General features: G+C 66.2%; 20 protein-coding genes and 1 pseudogene. 9 read left to right on the top strand and 12 right to left on the bottom strand.

Annotation, left to right across the window (positions count from 1 at the left end; all coding sequences use genetic code 11):
• The first annotated feature begins 195 nt into the window (after window positions 1–195).
• From cmtR (L687_RS42225) to L687_RS36630, 4 genes are read left to right on the top strand one after another with little or no spacing between them, the layout of a single operon-like run.
• On the top strand, window positions 196–555 hold the full coding sequence (cmtR, locus tag L687_RS42225) for a Cd(II)/Pb(II)-sensing metalloregulatory transcriptional regulator CmtR (protein WP_084487395.1): 360 nt from the start codon (window positions 196–198) through the stop codon (window positions 553–555).
• Window positions 552–2,456, top strand: coding sequence for a heavy metal translocating P-type ATPase (locus L687_RS36625; RefSeq protein WP_031207764.1), 1,905 nt, complete (start codon window positions 552–554; stop codon window positions 2,454–2,456). The genes cmtR (L687_RS42225) and L687_RS36625 overlap by 4 nt, the downstream gene beginning before the upstream one ends.
• A gap of 47 nt (window positions 2,457–2,503) precedes the next feature.
• A complete protein-coding gene (locus L687_RS0121860; RefSeq protein WP_046399004.1) occupies window positions 2,504–3,007 on the top strand; it encodes a signal peptidase II in 504 nt (167 codons plus the stop codon).
• A complete protein-coding gene (locus L687_RS36630) occupies window positions 3,004–3,615 on the top strand; it encodes a cadmium resistance transporter (RefSeq protein ID WP_021200819.1) in 612 nt (203 codons plus the stop codon). Before L687_RS0121860 ends, L687_RS36630 begins: the two co-directional genes overlap by 4 nt.
• Window positions 3,616–3,773: 158 nt before the next feature.
• Here the strand turns inward: L687_RS36630 and L687_RS42525 are convergent, their stop codons facing one another.
• Genes L687_RS42525 through L687_RS43030 form a run of 3 tightly spaced genes read right to left on the bottom strand, consistent with a single transcriptional unit; the run spans window position 3,774 to window position 4,837 of the window.
• Window positions 3,774–4,133, bottom strand: a complete 360-nt coding sequence (locus L687_RS42525) for a DDE-type integrase/transposase/recombinase (protein ID WP_152525922.1) — start codon at window positions 4,131–4,133, stop codon at window positions 3,774–3,776.
• Complete coding sequence (locus L687_RS42530; RefSeq protein ID WP_021200821.1) at window positions 4,134–4,547, bottom strand: hypothetical protein; 414 nt, start codon at window positions 4,545–4,547, stop codon at window positions 4,134–4,136.
• On the bottom strand, window positions 4,544–4,837 hold the full coding sequence (locus L687_RS43030) for a transposase (protein ID WP_021200822.1): 294 nt from the start codon (window positions 4,835–4,837) through the stop codon (window positions 4,544–4,546). The genes L687_RS42530 and L687_RS43030 overlap by 4 nt, the downstream gene beginning before the upstream one ends.
• A 67-nt stretch (window positions 4,838–4,904) precedes the next feature.
• Here L687_RS43030 and L687_RS41955 point away from each other — a divergent pair.
• A pseudogene (locus L687_RS41955) lies at window positions 4,905–5,234 on the top strand (transposase); the annotation flags it as partial.
• Between the two features lie 142 nt (window positions 5,235–5,376).
• Here L687_RS41955 and L687_RS43330 read toward each other — a convergent pair.
• From L687_RS43330 to L687_RS36665, 4 genes are all read right to left on the bottom strand, one after another.
• Window positions 5,377–5,577, bottom strand: a complete 201-nt coding sequence (locus tag L687_RS43330) for a M23 family metallopeptidase (protein WP_373695052.1) — start codon at window positions 5,575–5,577, stop codon at window positions 5,377–5,379.
• Entirely contained in the window at window positions 5,480–6,574 is a 1,095-nt protein-coding gene (locus L687_RS41635; RefSeq protein WP_323131863.1) for a M23 family metallopeptidase, read from the bottom strand. Before L687_RS41635 ends, L687_RS43330 begins: the two co-directional genes overlap by 98 nt.
• Before the next feature lie 354 nt (window positions 6,575–6,928).
• Window positions 6,929–7,849 carry a cytochrome c oxidase assembly protein gene (locus L687_RS36660; RefSeq protein ID WP_021200824.1) on the bottom strand — a complete coding sequence of 307 codons (921 nt, stop codon included), beginning with the start codon at window positions 7,847–7,849 and terminating at the stop codon, window positions 6,929–6,931.
• A 168-nt stretch (window positions 7,850–8,017) separates the two neighbouring features.
• Window positions 8,018–9,934: a heavy metal translocating P-type ATPase gene (locus L687_RS36665; protein WP_235045241.1), complete on the bottom strand. Its 1,917-nt coding sequence runs from the start codon at window positions 9,932–9,934 to the stop codon at window positions 8,018–8,020.
• Window positions 9,935–10,202: 268 nt separating this feature from the next.
• Here L687_RS36665 and L687_RS42235 point away from each other — a divergent pair, with 268 nt between their 5' ends.
• The 4 genes from L687_RS42235 (at window position 10,203) to L687_RS36675 (ending at window position 13,244) form a co-directional block, all read left to right on the top strand.
• Window positions 10,203–10,466: an ArsR/SmtB family transcription factor gene (locus L687_RS42235; protein ID WP_235045248.1), complete on the top strand. Its 264-nt coding sequence runs from the start codon at window positions 10,203–10,205 to the stop codon at window positions 10,464–10,466.
• Between the two features lie 200 nt (window positions 10,467–10,666).
• Window positions 10,667–11,026 (top strand): Cd(II)/Pb(II)-sensing metalloregulatory transcriptional regulator CmtR, encoded by a 360-nt coding sequence (cmtR, locus tag L687_RS0121880; protein ID WP_031207772.1) that lies wholly within the window; start codon window positions 10,667–10,669, stop codon window positions 11,024–11,026.
• Complete coding sequence (locus L687_RS36670; protein WP_021200828.1) at window positions 11,023–12,939, top strand: heavy metal translocating P-type ATPase; 1,917 nt, start codon at window positions 11,023–11,025, stop codon at window positions 12,937–12,939. Before cmtR (L687_RS0121880) ends, L687_RS36670 begins: the two co-directional genes overlap by 4 nt.
• On the top strand, window positions 12,936–13,244 hold the full coding sequence (locus tag L687_RS36675; protein ID WP_021200829.1) for a hypothetical protein: 309 nt from the start codon (window positions 12,936–12,938) through the stop codon (window positions 13,242–13,244). Before L687_RS36670 ends, L687_RS36675 begins: the two co-directional genes overlap by 4 nt.
• 75 nt (window positions 13,245–13,319) lie before the next feature.
• Here the strand turns inward: L687_RS36675 and L687_RS36680 are convergent, their stop codons facing one another.
• From L687_RS36680 to trxB, 5 genes are read right to left on the bottom strand one after another with little or no spacing between them, the layout of a single operon-like run.
• Complete coding sequence (locus L687_RS36680) at window positions 13,320–13,724, bottom strand: arsenate reductase ArsC (protein ID WP_021200830.1); 405 nt, start codon at window positions 13,722–13,724, stop codon at window positions 13,320–13,322.
• 15 nt (window positions 13,725–13,739) lie between these two features.
• Window positions 13,740–14,744, bottom strand: coding sequence for a metalloregulator ArsR/SmtB family transcription factor (locus L687_RS36685; RefSeq protein WP_021200831.1), 1,005 nt, complete (start codon window positions 14,742–14,744; stop codon window positions 13,740–13,742).
• Entirely contained in the window at window positions 14,741–15,835 is a 1,095-nt protein-coding gene (gene arsB / locus L687_RS36690) for an ACR3 family arsenite efflux transporter (RefSeq protein WP_021200832.1), read from the bottom strand. Before arsB ends, L687_RS36685 begins: the two co-directional genes overlap by 4 nt.
• Window positions 15,832–16,158 carry a thioredoxin gene (gene trxA / locus L687_RS36695; protein WP_021200833.1) on the bottom strand — a complete coding sequence of 109 codons (327 nt, stop codon included), beginning with the start codon at window positions 16,156–16,158 and terminating at the stop codon, window positions 15,832–15,834. The genes arsB and trxA overlap by 4 nt, the downstream gene beginning before the upstream one ends.
• Window positions 16,155–17,129 carry a thioredoxin-disulfide reductase gene (gene trxB / locus L687_RS36700; protein ID WP_021200834.1) on the bottom strand — a complete coding sequence of 325 codons (975 nt, stop codon included), beginning with the start codon at window positions 17,127–17,129 and terminating at the stop codon, window positions 16,155–16,157. Before trxB ends, trxA begins: the two co-directional genes overlap by 4 nt.
• Window positions 17,130–17,154 lie beyond the last annotated feature (25 nt).

A 17,154-nucleotide genomic window follows, 5' to 3' on the forward strand; every position in this document is an offset into this window, starting at 1 on the left:
GGGTGACGCAACCGAGACAGTCAAGAAATCAACAGACGACATATGCCCCAGGACAAGACGGTTCTGTTCATGCGCAAGCACAATGCGAGGCGCTCCCAGCTCGGCTCACGCCTCCTTGCGCACGTCGGCGACGACCGACTGGTCGCATCTCCGTAGGCCGCGATGACTATACATCATGTGATGTATAGTCATCGTATGCTGACTATTGCAGATCGCCTTGACGTGATGAATCGACTCGGGCGGGCGATGGCTGACCCCACTCGTTCGCGCATCCTGCTGACTATTCTTGACGGGCCGAGTTATCCAGCGGTGCTGTCTCGGGAGCTGGGGCTGTCCCGCTCCAATGTCTCGAATCACCTCACGTGCTTGCGTGGGTGTGGGATCGTTGTGGCCGAACCCGAGGGTCGACAGACTCGTTACGAGATTGCCGACCCGCACCTTGCGCGGGCGCTAACCGCGCTCGTTGAGGTGACGCTCGCAGTCGACGAGCACGTGCCGTGCATGGACCCCGGCTGTGGGGTCGAAGGCTGTGTGGCAGGGGAGGTTCGATCATGAGCATGGTCACGGGTTCACAGGTCGAGCACGTCGATCTCGACGACGACGATGACGACGACCGTCCGTGGTATCGGAGTCCGAGCGTCCTGATCCCCATTGGGTCCGGTGTCGCCGTCGCTGCCGGTTTGGTGTGCGAGTGGTCCGGCGCGGAGTTGGCGGGGCTGGTGCTGTTCTGGATCGGCTTGCTGTTGGGCGCATCGACCTTTGCGCCGGGTGCGCTGCGCAAGCTGTTCACGAAGGGCAAGCTCGGGATCGGGTTGCTGATGACGATCAGCGCTACCGGCGCGGTGATCCTTGGCTACGTCGAGGAAGCTGCTGCCCTGGCGTTTCTCTACTCGATTGCAGAAGCGTTGGAAGACAAGGCGATGGACCGTGCGCGTGCGGGTTTGCGGGCGCTGTTGAAGCTCGTGCCCGAGACCGCACTCGTCAAGCGCGGCGACGCCACTGCCGAAGTGGAGGCGAAGGAGTTGCGCGTTGGAGACGTGCTCGTGGTAGGTCCGGGCGAACGGGTAGCTACCGACGGCATTGTGCGCGCCGGACGGAGCAGTCTGGACACGTCCGCCATCACGGGCGAGTCGATCCCGATCGACGTTGATCCCGGCACCGAAGTCTCGGCAGGGTCGATCAACACCTCAGGTGTCCTCGAGATCGAGGCAACCGCCGCCGGCACCGACAACTCTCTCACCACGATCGTTGAGCTGGTCGAGCAGGCGCAGGTTGAGAAGGGTGATCGCGCCCGCCTGGCCGACCGCATCGCCCGTCCCCTCGTTCCCGGCGTGATGATCCTCGCCGTGCTGGTCGGCGTGCTCGGATCGCTCCTGAGTGGCGACCCCGAGCTATGGATCACCCGCGCTCTGGTCGTGCTGGTCGCAGCCTCCCCTTGCGCCCTGGCGATCGCCGTTCCACTCACCGTCGTAGCCGCAATCGGCGCAGCATCAAAGTTCGGTGTGGTGGTGAAGTCCGGGGCCGCGTTCGAGCGATTCGGTGGCATCCGCCACCTCGCCGTCGACAAGACCGGCACCCTGACCCGCAACGAACCCACCGTGGCCCGCGTCGCCACCATCGCGGGCGCGACCAAGGATGAAGTGCTGGTGTGGGCGGCGAGCCTGGAAGGTCACAGCACGCACCCCCTGGCCACTGCGATCACCAACGCCGTCCCTGACGCCCCGACCGCGGAAGCCGTTAGTGAGACTGCCGGACACGGCATCGCAGGCACGCTCGACGGTGCCCGTATCGCCGTGGGCAGCCCGCGCTGGCTCGATGCCGGTTCGCTGGCCGACCAGGTGCAGACGATGGAATCCGAGGGGATGACCGTCGTCATCGTGCACCGCAACGACCATCCTGTCGGCGCGATCGGGGTACGTGACGAGCTGCGCCCCGAGGTTCCCGAGGTCATCGCGACGCTCACCCGCCACGGGATCGCGGTGACAATGCTCACCGGCGACAACGCCCGCACCGCCGCAGCCCTGGCCACACAGGCCGGCATCAGTGACGTGCGTGCCGAGCTGCGCCCCGAGGACAAGGCTGCCGCCGTTACAGAGCTGTCGAAGTCGCAGCCCGCGGCCATGATCGGGGATGGCATCAACGACGCCCCCGCGCTTGCTTCTGCGGACCTGGGGATCGCGATGGGTGCGAAGGGAGCGGATGCCGCGATCGAATCGGCTGACGTTGCATTCACAGGACATGATCTGCGCCTCATTCCACAGGCACTGGAGCACGCCCGCCGCGGCCGCAACATCATCAATCAGAACGTTGTGCTCTCCATCGCGATTATCGCGGTGCTGTTGCCGTTGGCAATCACGGGAATCCTCGGGCTCGCAGCCGTCGTGCTCGTACACGAGGTTGCAGAGGTCGTCGTCATCCTCAACGGGCTCCGCGCAGCGCGGCGGAAGAAAGCATGACCCGGCCCGACGACACAACCGCTCTCACCAGGGCGGAGGACGGAGAAGTGACGAATTCGCCTCGCCACGCGACGACGCGGCAAGGCCGAGCGCGGCGGTTCCTGCTCGCGGGCGCTGTCGCAGCGGTCGCCGTGCTGGTCGACCAAGGCACCAAATCACTCGCCCTCGCCCAGCTCAGCGAGCACGACCGGATCCCGATCCTCGGAGACTGGCTCGGTTTGCAGCTCGCGTTCAACCCCGGCACCGTGATGTCCCTCGGAGCCGACGTAACCTGGCTACTGACCGTCGTAGCCGCTGCGGCATCCATCGCCCTGCTCATCGCCGCGACGCGCGCCCGAACAGCCGGGTGGGCAGTCGCGATCGGCCTCGTGTTGGGAGGTGCAGTCGGCAACCTCCTGGATCGGTTGCTCGCCCCGCCCGGATTCGGCCGCGGTCACGTCACCGATTTTCTCGCCTACGGTAACCTCTTCATCGGCAACCTCGCCGACGTCGTCCTCGGCGTTGGGGTAGGGCTCGGCATTCTGCTCTGCTTCCGGAAAGTACGCACATGATCCTCTCCGTCCTCCAAGCGATCGGCCTGTTCCTGGCCACAAACATCGACGACATCATCGTGCTGTCCCTCTTCTTCGCTCGCGGCGCGGGGCAACGCGGCACGACGGTTCGAATCCTGGTCGGTCAGTACCTGGGATTCGTTGGTATTCTCACCGCCGCCGTTCTCGTATCTCTCGGTGCCGGAGCGTTTCTGCCTCCCGATGTCATCCCATACTTCGGTCTGATTCCTCTGGCGCTGGGGCTATGGGCGGCCTGGCAAGCATGGCGTCGCCGGCACGACGACGATGACGATGACGATGACGATGAGAGCAAGATCGAAGGTAAGAAGGTCGCTATCTGGGCCGTAGCAGGAGTGACCTTTGCTAACGGCGGAGACAACATCGGCGTCTACGTCCCCGTTTTCCTCAGCGTGGGGCCCGCGGCCGTGGTCGCATACTGCGTGGTGTTCCTCGCGCTCGTTGCGGTGCTCGTTGTTGTGGCCAAGTTCATCGCTACGCGACGTCCGATCGCTGAAATTTTGGAGCGTTGGGAACACATCCTGTTCCCGCTCGTCCTCATCGGGCTTGGTGTCTTCATCTTGATCAGCGGGGGCGCATTCGGGCTTTAATACACCGCACTTGGACGTCGCGCAAAGGGATTCGATCACGCGCCGAAACGGCGAGCCCTACGACTCATCAACATCGCACAACGCTGACACGGCCCGTAGGCTTCATGACACCGGGTGTCGTGAAACGTACGGGCTGTGTCAGTTAAGGCGGGTTTGTGTCACCTCAACGCGATTCCGACACGCCGGTTGAGGACGTTCTTCTGCAGCAGCGCGAAGAAGCTTTCCATCGCGGCGTTATCGCCGACTGCGCCGACCCTGCCCATCGATCCGACCATGTGGTGGCGGGCCAGCCTCCGGATGGCCTTCCGACTGCGGAGCTGACTGCCCCTGTCGCTGTGAACCACGCAACCGGCGACGTCACCGCGCAGCGTGGCGGCGTTGTTGATCGCGTTCACGACCAGCCGGGACTTCATCCGCGAGTCGATCGAGTAGCCGACGATCTTGCCCGAGAAGACGTCCTTGACCGCGCAGAGATCGAGCTTGCCCTCGCCGGTTCGGTGCTCGGTGATGTCGGTCAGCTAGAGCCGGTTCGGCCTGTCAGCGGTGAACTCGTGTCGGGTGCGTCCGTTCTCGTCAGTCACCGCGCACAAGTCACCGTGAACCGGAGGGCCGGGCTTCTTGCCGTTCTTGCCGCGCTTCTTCCCGAACACCGACCACCAGCCATTCGCTGACGTGATCTTCCACGCTGTCCGGTCCGCCATCGACTCCCCGGCGTCGCGGGCTTCGTCCGCCAGGAGTCGGTGCCCGCACTCGGGGTCGTCGCGGTGCGCGTCGAACAGTGCGTTCGCCCGATACGCCTCCACCAGTTCAGCATTCGTGATGGGGTCGGCGAGCCACCGGTAGTAGGGCTGACGCGAGAGCTTGAGGACCCGGCACGTCACCGCGACGGGGATCCCGTCGCCGGCGAGCTCTGTCACGAGCGGGTAACTCATTTTCCCGGCAGATGCGCCTGAGCGAAGTACGCCGCCGCCCGGCGAAGCACCTCGTTCTCCTGCTCCAACAGCCGCTCGCGTTTGCGCAACGCGCGGGCCTCGTCAGTCTCGGCCCGGGTCACGCCGGGCTTCGCGCCGTCTTCAGCATCGGCCTGACGGAGCCAGTTCTGCAGGCACGTCTCACTGATCCCGAAGTCGGCAGCGACCTGCCGGATCGTTACACCGCTCTCGCGTTGACGGGCCACCCGAACGACATCGTCGCGGAACTCACGGGGATAGGGCTTGGGCATGATGACATCCTCCCAGCAGCGCCACTCGGCACCATAGATCAGGTGTCACCTATCGTGGCAGCAGTCCCACCAGCGCATCGTCGCCGCCTACCGGGAACCCGACAAGCGGAAGGGGAAGGAGATGATGCACGCGGTCATCGACGCCGTCACCAGCGGCGTCCCCGGCGCGCTCGTCGAGATCCGCCGCCTCGGCCGCACCCTCAAGCAGCGCGCGATCGACGTGCTCGCCTTCTTCGACCGGCCTGGCACCTCGAACGGCCCCACCGAAGCGATCAACGGCCGCCTCGAGCACCTCCGCGGCAGCGCCCTCGGCTTCCGGAACCAGAGGAACTACATCGCCCGCAGCTTGCTCGAAGCCGGAGGCTTCAAACCCCAACTACACCCCGGATTGCGATGAGCCACTTATCTGCGAGACTATGCGCCTATCTGCGAGACTATGGGACTTGGAAACCCGCCCCACACCGCGAACAAGGGCGGGCGCTCCCTCGGCTTGCATCAAGGAGGTCTGGGAAACGATCGCTAATCCCAGGGACCGAGACTCAGATGTACACTCCGCGGTCTTCCATGAGCCTGATGGGGTTCGTGTACCCGCCATTGATATACACCTCGAAGTGCAGGTGGCAACCGAAGGAACGGCCCGTATCACCTGCATAGGCGATCACTTCCCCTGAGTTGACCCACTGGCCGCGTCGCACAATGATCCCCCCCGGGCCTGATGTGCGCGTATCCGGTGCTGACACCGCCGCCATGCTGGATGCGGACGTAGTTTCCGTAGCCACCATTGGCGCCAGAGTAGTCCACTGTTCCCGAGTTGGCTGCGTAGATCGCCGCGCCGCATCCGTTGGCAAGGTCCGCGCCGTAATGATAGCTCGACGAACATCCCTGAGGCCCGCACATCGGCGTTCGAGGACCATAGCTCGAACTGCGAGCCCCTCCATGGGGACGGACCCATCCGCCGCTCCCCGCGGTTCCGCCGCCTCCCCCATGGCCCCCGCCGTTTGCCGCGGCCGCGGCCGCCTCGCGTTCCCGGCGGGCTCGCTCCTCGGCCTCGCGTGCAGCGACGCCGGCCTGGTAGTCCGCGACGGTCTTGGTCGTCGCGTCCTTCAGCGCAGCGAGCTGAGCCTTCATCGTGTCAAGGTTCGCGGCCTGCTCATCGAGCGCGAGCTGCGCTGCCTCCGCCGCCTCTTGGGCTGCTTCCATCTTCTGTTCAGCGATCTGTTGAAGACGGTCACGTTCGTCACGCGCCACCTGCGCCTGATCCGACAGGGACTGGGCGGCGTTGCGTGATGAGGTCGCTTTGTCGTAGATCGACCGGTTGTACTCGAGGAACTTCTCCATCGTCCCCAGCCGAGACAAGAGCTCATCGGCGTTAGCGCCGGAGCCGGAGAAGAAGAGCTCAAGGACAGTGTCGTCGCCCCCGTTCCGGTAGAGCTGGGCTGCGACCTGACCCGCTCGGCGCGCGGATTCATCGGCAATCTTGGCCTGTTCGTCCGCCTGAGCTTGCAGAGACTCGGCCTCCGTGATCGCTTCGAAGTACTCCTGCTGCGCTGCAAAGAACTCGTCGGACGCGGTCTTCGCAGCGGCTTCCGTCTCCGCGACCTTCTGGATCAGAGACTGGATCAGGCCCTCAATGCGCGTCACCTCGGCCGCTTTGGCGGCCTCGTTGTTCTTTGCGCGTTGCACATCATCCCAACTGGGATAGGAGGCCGCGTACGCAGCGGACACGCCAGAGGTCACGCCGAATGCAGCAAAGGCGACGGCGCCGAGCGCACCGACTTCGCCGAGTAATGCTCTTCCCCCAGAGGGAGTCACGCTCTGCGGCAGTGGGAGCGCAACCACAATCCTGAGCGGCCGCGGCAGTCCCGCCTGTTGCGTGCCTTTCGTTCACGGTGATCCTTCGAGGGTCGTCGTACTCGAACGGGCGAGACCACTGGCGATTGCGAGGATCTCACGTTCCGGGAGTGCTGTCGCCTCAATGATCGCGTGTCAACCCATCGGACAACGTCAGCGCCGCACCGAAACACCACTCTCCCGGGTGATCAATAACCTGCTAAGCAGGAATCAGTCCGCGGCCCCATGTGTGTTCTGCCGTCACGACCGCCCGCGCTGATCGATCTGCGCAAGGTAGGCATTGTACTGTTCCAGCTCCGCGTCCTCGCGGGATTCGTTCAGGCGTGCGCGCCGACGGTCTCGACTGTGCCATCTCGACAGACAAACGATGAGCACAATGAGAAGCGGCAACTCCGCGTAGGTCCACAGGAGCATGCCGGCGACAGCCTGGTCATACATCGGGTCTGCTCCCTGGAGCTCACTCGCGTAGGCAGTGAACAGCGGAGCACCGGCACGAATCAGGATGAGGCCGAGGACGGCATGGATTTGGACCTCCACGAAGATGTCGATCAGGCGCGCAGGGAACGAAGGTGCGCGCGGAAGCGGATCCGAGGACCATAGCGGTACGGCCGCGACGACGCCCGCGATCAGGAAGAAGGCGAGGAGGAGGTCGGCGCCGATCCTCGTTGTCATGATGACGCTGATGGTATCCGTGAGGTACAGGACAGGAAACACAGCGAGAGCTATCGCGATCGGCATCAGCGGATGCAACAGGGCGCGCGTCCAACGCGATCGAAGGCCCCGGTGCGCAAGCTGAAGCAGCGCTCGCCCAGCGCCGCGATGCGGTGTGCTGCGCAACAGCAGCCGTCCAGGTGAACCGGCTATGAGAAGCGGCGGGATGACGGTCATCGCGGTGATCTGCTGGAACATCAGCGCGGTGATAGAAAGGTTCGCATAACGGTTCACACCGAAGGTCGCGATGACAAACATCAGTGTGCAGCCGAGGACGAACGAGAGAGTCCGCGGGATCGACCATCTGCGGCCGTTCACCCACAGCCGGATCGCGCCACGCAAATACCATCCGCACAACACCACGGTCGTGAGCGTCACGATTGGCGACGCCCAGGCGAGCTCGAAACGGAACCAGTCCTCGAAATGGGGAAGGATCACGTCGTTCGACACGCAATCACCTCTGTTTGATCGTGGGCTACCTGTGAACGAGCAGCGCGTACAAGACGAACGAACGCCACCGTCGTTCATAAATGGCAGTCGTTCGTACTGCTTATCCTCCCCTTTCTCCAGCCTAGACGTCTCGCGGCGCCTGCACGGGACACCGGCGATACTGCGACGTCACCCTGCAGGTTTGTCCTCGTGATCGATGCCGGCGTGCTCCTTGCCCTTCTCGAATCCGAGGAGGCGGAGGGCGTTGACGACGACGATCAGCGTGGATCCCTCATGGATGAGAACGACAGCGCCGATGTTGAGACCCAGGAACGTTGCGAGGATCAGGAATGCGACAATCGCGAGGCTGGCGATGAGGTTCTGCCGGATGATCCGGCTCGTCGCCCGGCTCAGGCGTACAGCGAAGGGCACCCGGCCGAGGTCGTCGCTCATCAGCGCGATGTCGCAGGTCTCGAGAGCGACAGTCGATCCCGCGGCTCCCATCGCGATTCCGACGTCGGCGCGTGCCATCGCTGGTGCGTCATTGACGCCGTCTCCGACCATCGCGATGGGGCGGTGGGTCTCGGCGAGGCGAGTGATCTCGGCCACCTTGTCTTCGGGGAGCAGCTCGCCGATCGCAGTGTCGACTCCGACTTCTCGCCCGACGGCATCGGCGACGCGCTGGTTGTCACCGGAGATCATAACCAGCTGGCCCACGTTGGCTCCCCGAAGGGCGAGCAGGACTTGTGCGGACTCCGCACGGGAGGTGTCCATGACGCCGACGATACCGAGGAAGGCATCCCCGCGCCGAACGATCATCAGCGTCTGGCCGGAGTCTCGGGCACTCTGATATGCCTCGGCCAGCGCGGTGGGAAGCTTCAGCTGCTGCTCCTCGAACATACGGAGGTTACCGACCTCGACGCGCTGCCCGCCGACGGTGGCCGTGACCCCGCGTCCGATGACCGCGTTCAGGTCGTCTGCCACGAGCTGTTCTCCGTCTACCAGGCGCGGGGCAAGGTCACGGACGATGGCGGTGGCGAGCGGGTGATCGCTCAGCGATTCGACAGCGACGAGCGAGGCGATCAGCTCCTTTTCCGTCGTGTCGTCCGCGTGGACGAGGGAGGTGACGCGAGGGGCGCCCCAGGTCAGCGTTCCGGTCTTGTCGAAGGCCATCGCCTTGACTCGTCCCAGTGTCTCTAGAGGACCCCCGCCCTTGACCAGAACACCGGCTCGGGCGGCCCGCGCCACACCGGCAAGCACTGCGGCGGGCGTCGCGATGGCAAGAGCGCACGGGCTGGCGGCAACGAGTATCGTCATCGCCAGGTAGAAGGCATCTGCGAAGGGCTGCGAGAAACCGAACATCGCGATGAGCAAGGTCACGACGACGCCGACGATCACTCCGGGCACGTACCAGCGCTGGAACCGGTCGATGAACTGCTGTGTGGGAGATGCGGCCTGATCGGCGTTTCGGACGAGCTCGACGACCTTGCTCAACGTGGAGTCCGCAGAGGCCGCTGTCACCTCGATCTCCAGGACACCCGACCCGTTCACGGTGCCCGCGAATACTCGATTCGCGGGCGGCAGGGTGTCGAGCATCCGCATTGCGCGCTCCGCGTCCGTCACCGGCTCCTTCTCGACCGGAATCGATTCCCCTGTCACAGCTGACTGGTCCACGGCGGAGTTGCCCGCGATCACGAACCCGTCAGAGGGGACCCGTGAGTTCGGACGGATGACGACGATGTCACCGACGACGACGTCCTCCACCGGCACTTCGACAGGCTCTCCCGCCCCGCGTCGCACCAGCGCGCTTCGAGGCGCGAGCTCGGCCAACGCCTCGATCGATTTGCTCGCCCGACTGAGCGCATACTCCTCAAGCGCATGACCGAGACTGAACAGGAAGAGCAGAACCGCGCCTTCTGCCCACCGGCCGATGAGCGCGGCGCCTATCGCGGCCACCAGCATGAGGAAGTCGACTTCAAACTTCCCTCGCAGCGTGGACGAGATCGCGGTGCGGATCGTGAAGTACCCGCCGAAGAAGTAGGTCGCGAGGAAGAAGGCCAGCGGCCACCCGATCATGGGCAGCCCTAGAGCGTACTCGGAAATCATTCCGCCTGCGTAAGTGACTCCGGAGGTTATGGCGAACCAGAGCTCCCAGCGCGCGGACCCGTGGGCGTGGTCACGGGTCTCTTCAGAAGAACTCACGGTGCTCTCGGTTGTGGACATGCCTCCACATTACATCACAATATCGTGATATCTTGATGCTGTGAATGATTCTCATGATCGAATGGCGACGCCAGGACCCCCACAACCGAAGCCGGCAGCGCGAGGCAGCTTGGAGCTGACGAACGCCAAAGCGGAACGGCTAGCCGAGATCATGCAGGCCCTCGCTTCGCCGCTACGGCTGCGCATTCTCACCTCTTTGCACGCCCGACCGAGAACCGTAACCGAACTCTGCGAGCTACTGGAAGCGGGGCAGACCACCGTATCTAATCACTTACGACTGCTCCGGCACCTGAGCCTGGTATCCGGACGTCGCGACGGCCGACGCGTTCAGTACGTCCTGTACGACGATCATGTGAGTGAACTGCTCGATGACGCTATTCGCCACCTGGGTCACCTCCACCGCGCCGAGCATTGACACCAGCTCCGGCGGCAGGCTTCGGGGAAGCGCATGGCCACTCGATCTCATTGATGGCGGGCACAACGACTCGTTGATAGCGAGCGCAACGACGAGCTATGGCGTCAAGACACGGCGATCCGCCCGCGGCCAGGATGCTCCATCCTTGCACTATCGTCATCCAGCTCTCGACCAGTCAGTTGCCACTGTATGATCAGTGCATGCTGACTATTGCTTCCCGTCTCGACGTCATGAACCGGCTCGGCCGAGCGATGGCGGACCCGACACGTTCCCGAATCTTGATGACTTTGCTCGGTGGGCCGAGCTACCCGGCCGTTCTCTCGCGCGAGTTGGAGCTGACTCGCTCGAACGTATCGAACCACCTGACCTGCCTGCGCGACTGCGGCATCGTGGTCGCCGAGCCGGAAGGGCGGCAGACCCGCTACGAGATCGCCGATCCGCACCTCGCGGCGGCGCTCACCGCGCTCGTGGACGTCACGCTGGCCGTGGACGAGCACGCCCCGTGCTTGGACGCCCAGTGCACGGTGCCGGGTTGCTGTGGGACGGGAGCAGGCGAGTGAGCGCGGCGTGCGGTTGCGAGCATGACGAGCCTGAGACCGCGACCGGCGAGGAGGCCGCGGAAGCGGAACGCCCCTGGTGGAGGGACCGCGGGATCATGGTCCCGGTCTTCTCCGGCGTCGCCTTCCTCACCGGTCTGATCCTGGAGTGGTCCGGTGTCGAGATCCCCGCGCTGGTGCTGTTCTGGATCGGACTGCTGCTGGGCGCGTCGACCTTCACTCCGGGCGCGATTCGGAAGCTCTTCAAGGGCAAGCTCGGCATCGGGCTGCTGATGACGATCAGCGCGATTGGCGCCGTCATCCTCGGGTATGTCGAGGAGGCCGCGGCGCTGGCGTTCCTGTATTCGATCGCCGAGGCGCTGGAGGACAAGGCGATGGACCGCGCCCGCGGCGGGCTGCGGGCGCTGCTCAAGCTCGTCCCGGAGACCGCCACGATCCGCCGTGACGGAGCTTCGGTCGAGGTCGCGGCGAAGGATCTCCGGGCGGGTCAGCTGATGCTGGTGCGCCCGGGTGAGCGGATCGCGACCGACGGCATCGTCCGCACGGGACGTTCCAGCCTGGACACCTCCGCGATCACGGGCGAGTCGATCCCGGTCGAGGTCGAGCCCGGCGACGTGGTCTCAGCGGGCGCGATCAACACCGCCGGGGCGCTGGAGGTCGAGACGACCGCGGCAGGCACGGACAACTCGCTGACCACGATCGTCGACCTGGTGGAGAAGGCGCAGGCAGAGAAGGGCGACCGCGCCCGCCTTGCCGACCGCATCGCCCGCCCGCTTGTGCCTGGCGTGCTGATCCTCGCCGCCCTCGTCGCCCTCATCGGATCGCTCTTCGGCGACCCGGAGCTGTGGATCACCCGCGCCCTCGTGGTGCTGGTCGCGGCGTCACCGTGCGCGCTGGCGATCTCGGTGCCGCTGACTGTGGTGGCCGCGATCGGATCGGCGAGCAAGTTCGGCGTGATCATCAAGTCCGGTGCCGTGTTCGAACGGTTCGGCGTGATCCGCCACGTCGCCGTCGACAAGACCGGCACCCTCACCCGCAACCAGCCCGCCGTAACCGCCGTGCTCACCGCCGACGGCGTGACCGAACAGCAGGCGCTGGTCTGGGCGGCCGCGCTCGAGCAGCACAGCACCCACCCTCTCGCCACCGCGATCACCGCCGCCGCACCCGATGCCCCCGCGGCGGAAGGCGTGACCGAGCAGGCCGGCCACGGCATCGAAGGCGAGCTCGACGGTGCCCGGATCACGGTCGGCAGCCCCCGCTGGCTCGCCGCCGGGAGCCTCGGCGACCGGGTCGCGGGTCTGGAGGAGCAGGGCATGACGGTCGTGATCGTGCACCGCGACAGCTCGCCCGTCGCCGCGGTCGGCGTGCGCGACGAGCTGCGCGCCGAGGTGCCCGAGGTCGTGCGCACCCTCGCCGCCCAGGGTGTCGGGGTCACGATGCTCACCGGCGACAACGCCCGCACCGCCCGCGCACTCGCTGCCCAGGCCGGGATTGAGGACGTGCGCGCCGAGCTGCGTCCCGAGGACAAGGCCGCAGCGATCGCAGAGCTCGGTGCGAAGGGGTCGGTCGCGATGATCGGCGACGGCATCAACGATGCCCCCGCCCTCGCTGCCGCCGACATCGGCATCGCGATGGGGGCGACCGGCTCCGATGCCGCGATCGAGACCGCCGACGTGGCCTTCACCGGCCATGACCTGCGGCTGCTGCCGCGCGCGTTCGACCACGCCCGACGCGGACGGCACATCATCAACCAGAACATCATCCTGTCGCTGCTGATCATCACCGCGCTGCTGCCGCTGGCCCTTTTCGGCGTCCTGGGGCTCGCCGCGGTGGTTCTGGTGCACGAGATCGCGGAGGTCGTCGTGATCCTCAACGGCCTGCGCGCCGCCCGGACTCGGAAGGAGCCGACCGCATGAAGGTCGAACTGCTGCACATCGTCGACTGCCCGAACACGGCAATCGCCGAAGCCAACGCGCGCGCGGCGCTGGATGCTCTCGGGCTCGGGGCCGTTCCTGTCGAGCTGGTGACGATCCGAACCGAGGCCGAGGTGGCGGATGCTCCGTTCGGAGGCTCGCCCACGATCCTCCTCGATGGCGTCGACTTGTTTCCGACGGCCCCGGTTCGCTCGCTCGCGTGCCGGGTGTATGCGACCGAGAGCGGGTTTGCCGGAGCGCCCACGCAGGAGCAGATCGAAGCAGCGCTGCGAGGCGCATCTCGATAGAGATGCGAGGCGCATCTCGATAGAGAGAGGAGGGGCAGGGCCATTGGCCTCTGCCCCTCCGGTGCTCGCAGCTCCTCAGACGAGCAGTGCGGCGAGGAGAGTCTCGACGCGGGCCTTGATGTCGTCGCGAATCGGGCGCACCGACTCGATGCCCTGTCCGGCCGGGTCGTCGAGCTTCCAGTCCTCGTAGCGCTTGCCCGGGAAGAACGGGCACGCGTCGCCGCAGCCCATGGTGATCACGACGTCGGAGTCCTGCACTGCTTCGGTGGTGAGCACCTTGGGCTGCTCGGTGGTGATGTCGATGCCCTCCTCGCGCATGGCCGCGACGGCGACGGGGTTGATCTGGTCGGCGGGCATGGATCCGGCGGATCGGACCTCGACGCGGTCGCCTGCGAGCTCGCGGAGCCAGCCTGCGGCCATCTGCGAGCGGCCGGCGTTGTGGACGCAGACGAAGAGGACTGAGGGCTTCTGGTCGGTCATGGTTTTTCGCTTCTTTCAGTCGGTGAGGGTGGCGAGGAGATCGCGGACGCGGGCCTCGATGTCGTGGCGGATCGCGTCGACCCCTTCCGGGGAGGCCAGGGCCGGGTCGCCGACGGCCCAGTCTTCGTAGCGGACGCCGGGGATGATCGGGCAGACGTCCCCGCAGCCCATGGTGACCACCACGTCGGCCGCGCGCACGGCGTCGTCGGTGAGGGGTTTCGGGAATGCTGTATCGGCCTCCTGCTCGCCCTCGATCTCGGTGAGCAGCGAGCGCACGTGCGGGTGCACGTCCGCCGCCGGGGCGGAGCCCGCGGACCGTGCGACCACGCGGCCGTCGGCGAGCCGGTTGACGATGGCGGCGGCGAGCTGGGAGCGGCCCGCGTTCTGCACGCAGACGAACAGCACCTGCGGCACCCCGGACGAGCGGTCCCTGGCCAGGTCGGCGAGGCGCTGCCGGGCGAACCGCTCGGTCAGCGGGATCATGTGCGCCGTCAGCTTCGCCGAACGCACCAGGCCGGCGTAGGACTCGCGCACGATCGCGATCACGAGGTCCCGGTTCAGACCGGTCAGCTCGTCCGCGAGCTCCTCCGCGAGACGGGTCACCCGGGCGTCCATCTGCTGCAAGGCCTCGGCCCGTGCTGCGGTGTCCTCGGGCTCGTCGGTGACGGCAGCGGCGGGAGCGAACGCGTCGAGGAGGGCTGCAACGGCGCGCTGCTTGCCCGGGGCAACGCGGTAGTACACCCAGGTGCCGCGCCGCTCGGACAGCAGCATCCCGGTCTCCTTCAACACCTTCAAGTGGTGCGAGACGGTCGGCTGCGACACCTCGGCGAGGTCCGCGAGGTCGCATACGCAGGACTCGCCGCGCTGGTCGGTCGCGATCGCAGAGAGCATCCGCAGCCGCAGCGGGTCAGCGAGCGCTTTCAGCGCGCCGGCCACGGTGGCCGCGGCCTCAGTCCCGATGGCGTGCGCCGTGGACGGGGCGCACGCGTCGGCGTCGGCGATGACAGCAGCGTCGGTCATGACGTCCTCGATTCGGCGGTGGTGGCGTAGGGGTCGGTGTGGAACCAGGCTCGCGCAGCCCAGAGCGAGACGTAGACCAGGCCCACGAGCACAGGTACTTCGATGAGGGGGCCGACGACCCCGGCGAGCGCTTGCCCGGAGGCGGCGCCGAACGTGCCGATCGCCACCGCGATCGCGAGCTCGAAGTTGTTTCCCGCCGCGGTGAACGCGAGCGTCGTCGACCGGGCATAACCCAGACCGAGCCCCTTGCCGAGCAGGATGCCGGCGAACCACATCAGCGCGAAGTAGACCAGCAGCGGCAGCGCGATGCGGGCGACGTCCATCGGGTGGGAGGTGACCTGTTTGCCCTGTAGGGCGAACAGCAGCACGATCGTGAACAGCAGTCCGTAGAGCGCCCAGGGCCCGACCTTCGGGAGGAACCTCTCCTCGTACCAGTCGCGCCCCTTGCGCTTCTCGCCGATGAAGCGGGACGCGAAGCCCGCGACGAGCGGGATCCCGAGGAACACGAGCACGTTCAGGGCGATCTGCCAGACCGAGATCTCCAGCCCCTGCGCATCCAGCCCCAGCCAGCCCGGCAGCACGGTCAGGTAGAACCAGCCCAGCACCGAGAACATCACGACCTGGAAGACCGAGTTGATCGCGACCAACACAGCGGTCGCCTCCCGGTCACCGCACGCGAGATCGTTCCAAATCACGACCATCGCGATGCAGCGGGCGAGACCCACGATGATCAGCCCGGTCCGGTACTCCGGCAGATCCGGCAGGAAGACCCAGGCGAGCGCGAACATGACCGCGGGCCCCACGAACCAGTTCAGCAGCAGCGAGGAGACGAGGAGCTTCTTGTCTCCGGTGACGGCGGCGACCTTGTCGTAGCGGACCTTCGCGAGCACCGGGTACATCATCACCAGCAGGCCCAGCCCGATCGGGATCGAGATCCCGCCGACCTCCATGGCAGAGAGCGCGTCTGAAATGGCGGGCACGAAACGGCCGAGCAGGAGGCCTGCGACCATCGCGAGGCCGATCCAGAGCGGCAGCCACTTGTCGAGGGTGGAGAGCCGTTTCGGGGCGGTGCGGGTCAGGGTGTCGGTCATGCGAGCAACTCCTCGATCTTCGCGACGTAGACGGGTTTCGGGTGCGCGCCGATCAGCACGTCCACACGTTCCCCGGCCCGGTAGAAGCCAAGGGTCGGGATCGAGGTCACGCCGGCCGCGGTCACGGTCTCGGGGTTCTGGTCGGCGTCTACCTTCACGATCTTCACCCGCCCCGCGTACTCGCCGGCGAGCTGGTCCAGGATCGGGGCGATCGCCCTGCACGGGCCGCACCAGGTCGCCCAGATGTCGACCACGACAGGCAGCTCGGACTCGAGCACCTCCGCCCGGAAAGTAGCGTCGGTGACGGGAGTGACGGTACTCATGCGGAGACCTCCAGAACAGGTGCGGAAACGGTGGCGGGTGCGAGGTTCGACAGGTAGTGCTGGGCGTCCTGCGCGGCTGCGCAACCGGTGCCTGCGGCGGTGATCGCCTGCCGGTACGTGTGGTCGACGAGATCCCCGGCCGCGAACACCCCGGCCAAGTTCGTCCGCGTCGACGGGTGCGCGACTCGCACGTACCCGTCCGCGTCGGTTTCGACCTGCCCGGTCACGAGCTCGGAGCGCGGGTCGTGCCCGATCGCGACGAACACCCCCGTCGCGTCGAGCCTCCGCTCAGTCCCGGTGATCGTGTCGCGCAGCGCGAGCCCGGCGACCTGCTCATCGCCGAGAATCGCGGCGACCTCGCTGTTCCAAGCGACCTCGATCTTCGGGTCATCCAGCACGCGCCGCGCCATAATCCTCGACGCCCGGAACTCGCCCCTGCGGTGCACCACGGTCACCTTCGACGCGAACCGGGTGAGGAACAGCGCCTCCTCCATCGCGGAATCCCCGCCGCCAACAACGACGATCTCCTGCTCCCTGAAGAAGAACCCGTCACACGTCGCACACCACGACACACCGTGCCCCGACAGGCGCTCTTCCTCGGGAAGGCCGAGCTTGCGGTACGCGGAACCCATCGTGAGGATCACCGCCCGCGCCCGGTACGTCAGCCCGGCGCCGGTCTCGATGGTCTTCACACCGCCGTCGAGATCGAGGCGGACCGCATCGTCGTACACGATCTCGGCGCCGAACCGCTCGGCCTGCGCTCGCATCGAGTCCATCAGCTCCGGGCCTTGCACGCCGTCGACGAAGCCCGGGAAGTTCTCCACCTCCGTCGTCGTCATCAACGCGCCACCCGCGGTCACCGAGCCCGCGATCACCACCGGCGCGAGACCCGCACGCGCCGCGTAAACCGCCGCGGTGTACCCCGCGGGACCGGACCCGACGATGACCAACTCGACCTCTTGATTCGACATGCTTCTATATTGACATCGATCGAAT

The sequence above is a fragment of the Microbacterium maritypicum MF109 genome, assembly GCF_000455825.1.
In the GTDB taxonomy this organism is placed as follows: Bacteria; Actinomycetota; Actinomycetes; order Actinomycetales; family Microbacteriaceae; genus Microbacterium; species Microbacterium maritypicum_A.

Bases quoted from the DNA above. Each gene is read 5' to 3' on its own strand.
- cmtR (WP_084487395.1), top strand. From the start codon at position 196: ATGCTGACTATTGCAGATCGCCTTGACGTGATGAATCGACTCGGGCGG.
- L687_RS36625 (WP_031207764.1), top strand. From the start codon at position 552: ATGAGCATGGTCACGGGTTCACAGGTCGAGCACGTCGATCTCGACGAC.
- L687_RS36630 (WP_021200819.1), top strand. From the start codon at position 3,004: ATGATCCTCTCCGTCCTCCAAGCGATCGGCCTGTTCCTGGCCACAAAC.
- L687_RS42530 (WP_021200821.1), bottom strand. From the start codon at position 4,547: ATGAGTTACCCGCTCGTGACAGAGCTCGCCGGCGACGGGATCCCCGTC.
- L687_RS43030 (WP_021200822.1), bottom strand. From the start codon at position 4,837: ATGCCCAAGCCCTATCCCCGTGAGTTCCGCGACGATGTCGTTCGGGTG.
- L687_RS36665 (WP_235045241.1), bottom strand. From the start codon at position 9,934: ATGATTTCCGAGTACGCTCTAGGGCTGCCCATGATCGGGTGGCCGCTG.
- L687_RS42235 (WP_235045248.1), top strand. From the start codon at position 10,203: ATGCAGGCCCTCGCTTCGCCGCTACGGCTGCGCATTCTCACCTCTTTG.
- cmtR (WP_031207772.1), top strand. From the start codon at position 10,667: ATGCTGACTATTGCTTCCCGTCTCGACGTCATGAACCGGCTCGGCCGA.
- L687_RS36675 (WP_021200829.1), top strand. From the start codon at position 12,936: ATGAAGGTCGAACTGCTGCACATCGTCGACTGCCCGAACACGGCAATC.
- L687_RS36680 (WP_021200830.1), bottom strand. From the start codon at position 13,724: ATGACCGACCAGAAGCCCTCAGTCCTCTTCGTCTGCGTCCACAACGCC.
- L687_RS36685 (WP_021200831.1), bottom strand. From the start codon at position 14,744: ATGACCGACGCTGCTGTCATCGCCGACGCCGACGCGTGCGCCCCGTCC.
- arsB (WP_021200832.1), bottom strand. From the start codon at position 15,835: ATGACCGACACCCTGACCCGCACCGCCCCGAAACGGCTCTCCACCCTC.
- trxA (WP_021200833.1), bottom strand. From the start codon at position 16,158: ATGAGTACCGTCACTCCCGTCACCGACGCTACTTTCCGGGCGGAGGTG.
- trxB (WP_021200834.1), bottom strand. From the start codon at position 17,129: ATGTCGAATCAAGAGGTCGAGTTGGTCATCGTCGGGTCCGGTCCCGCG.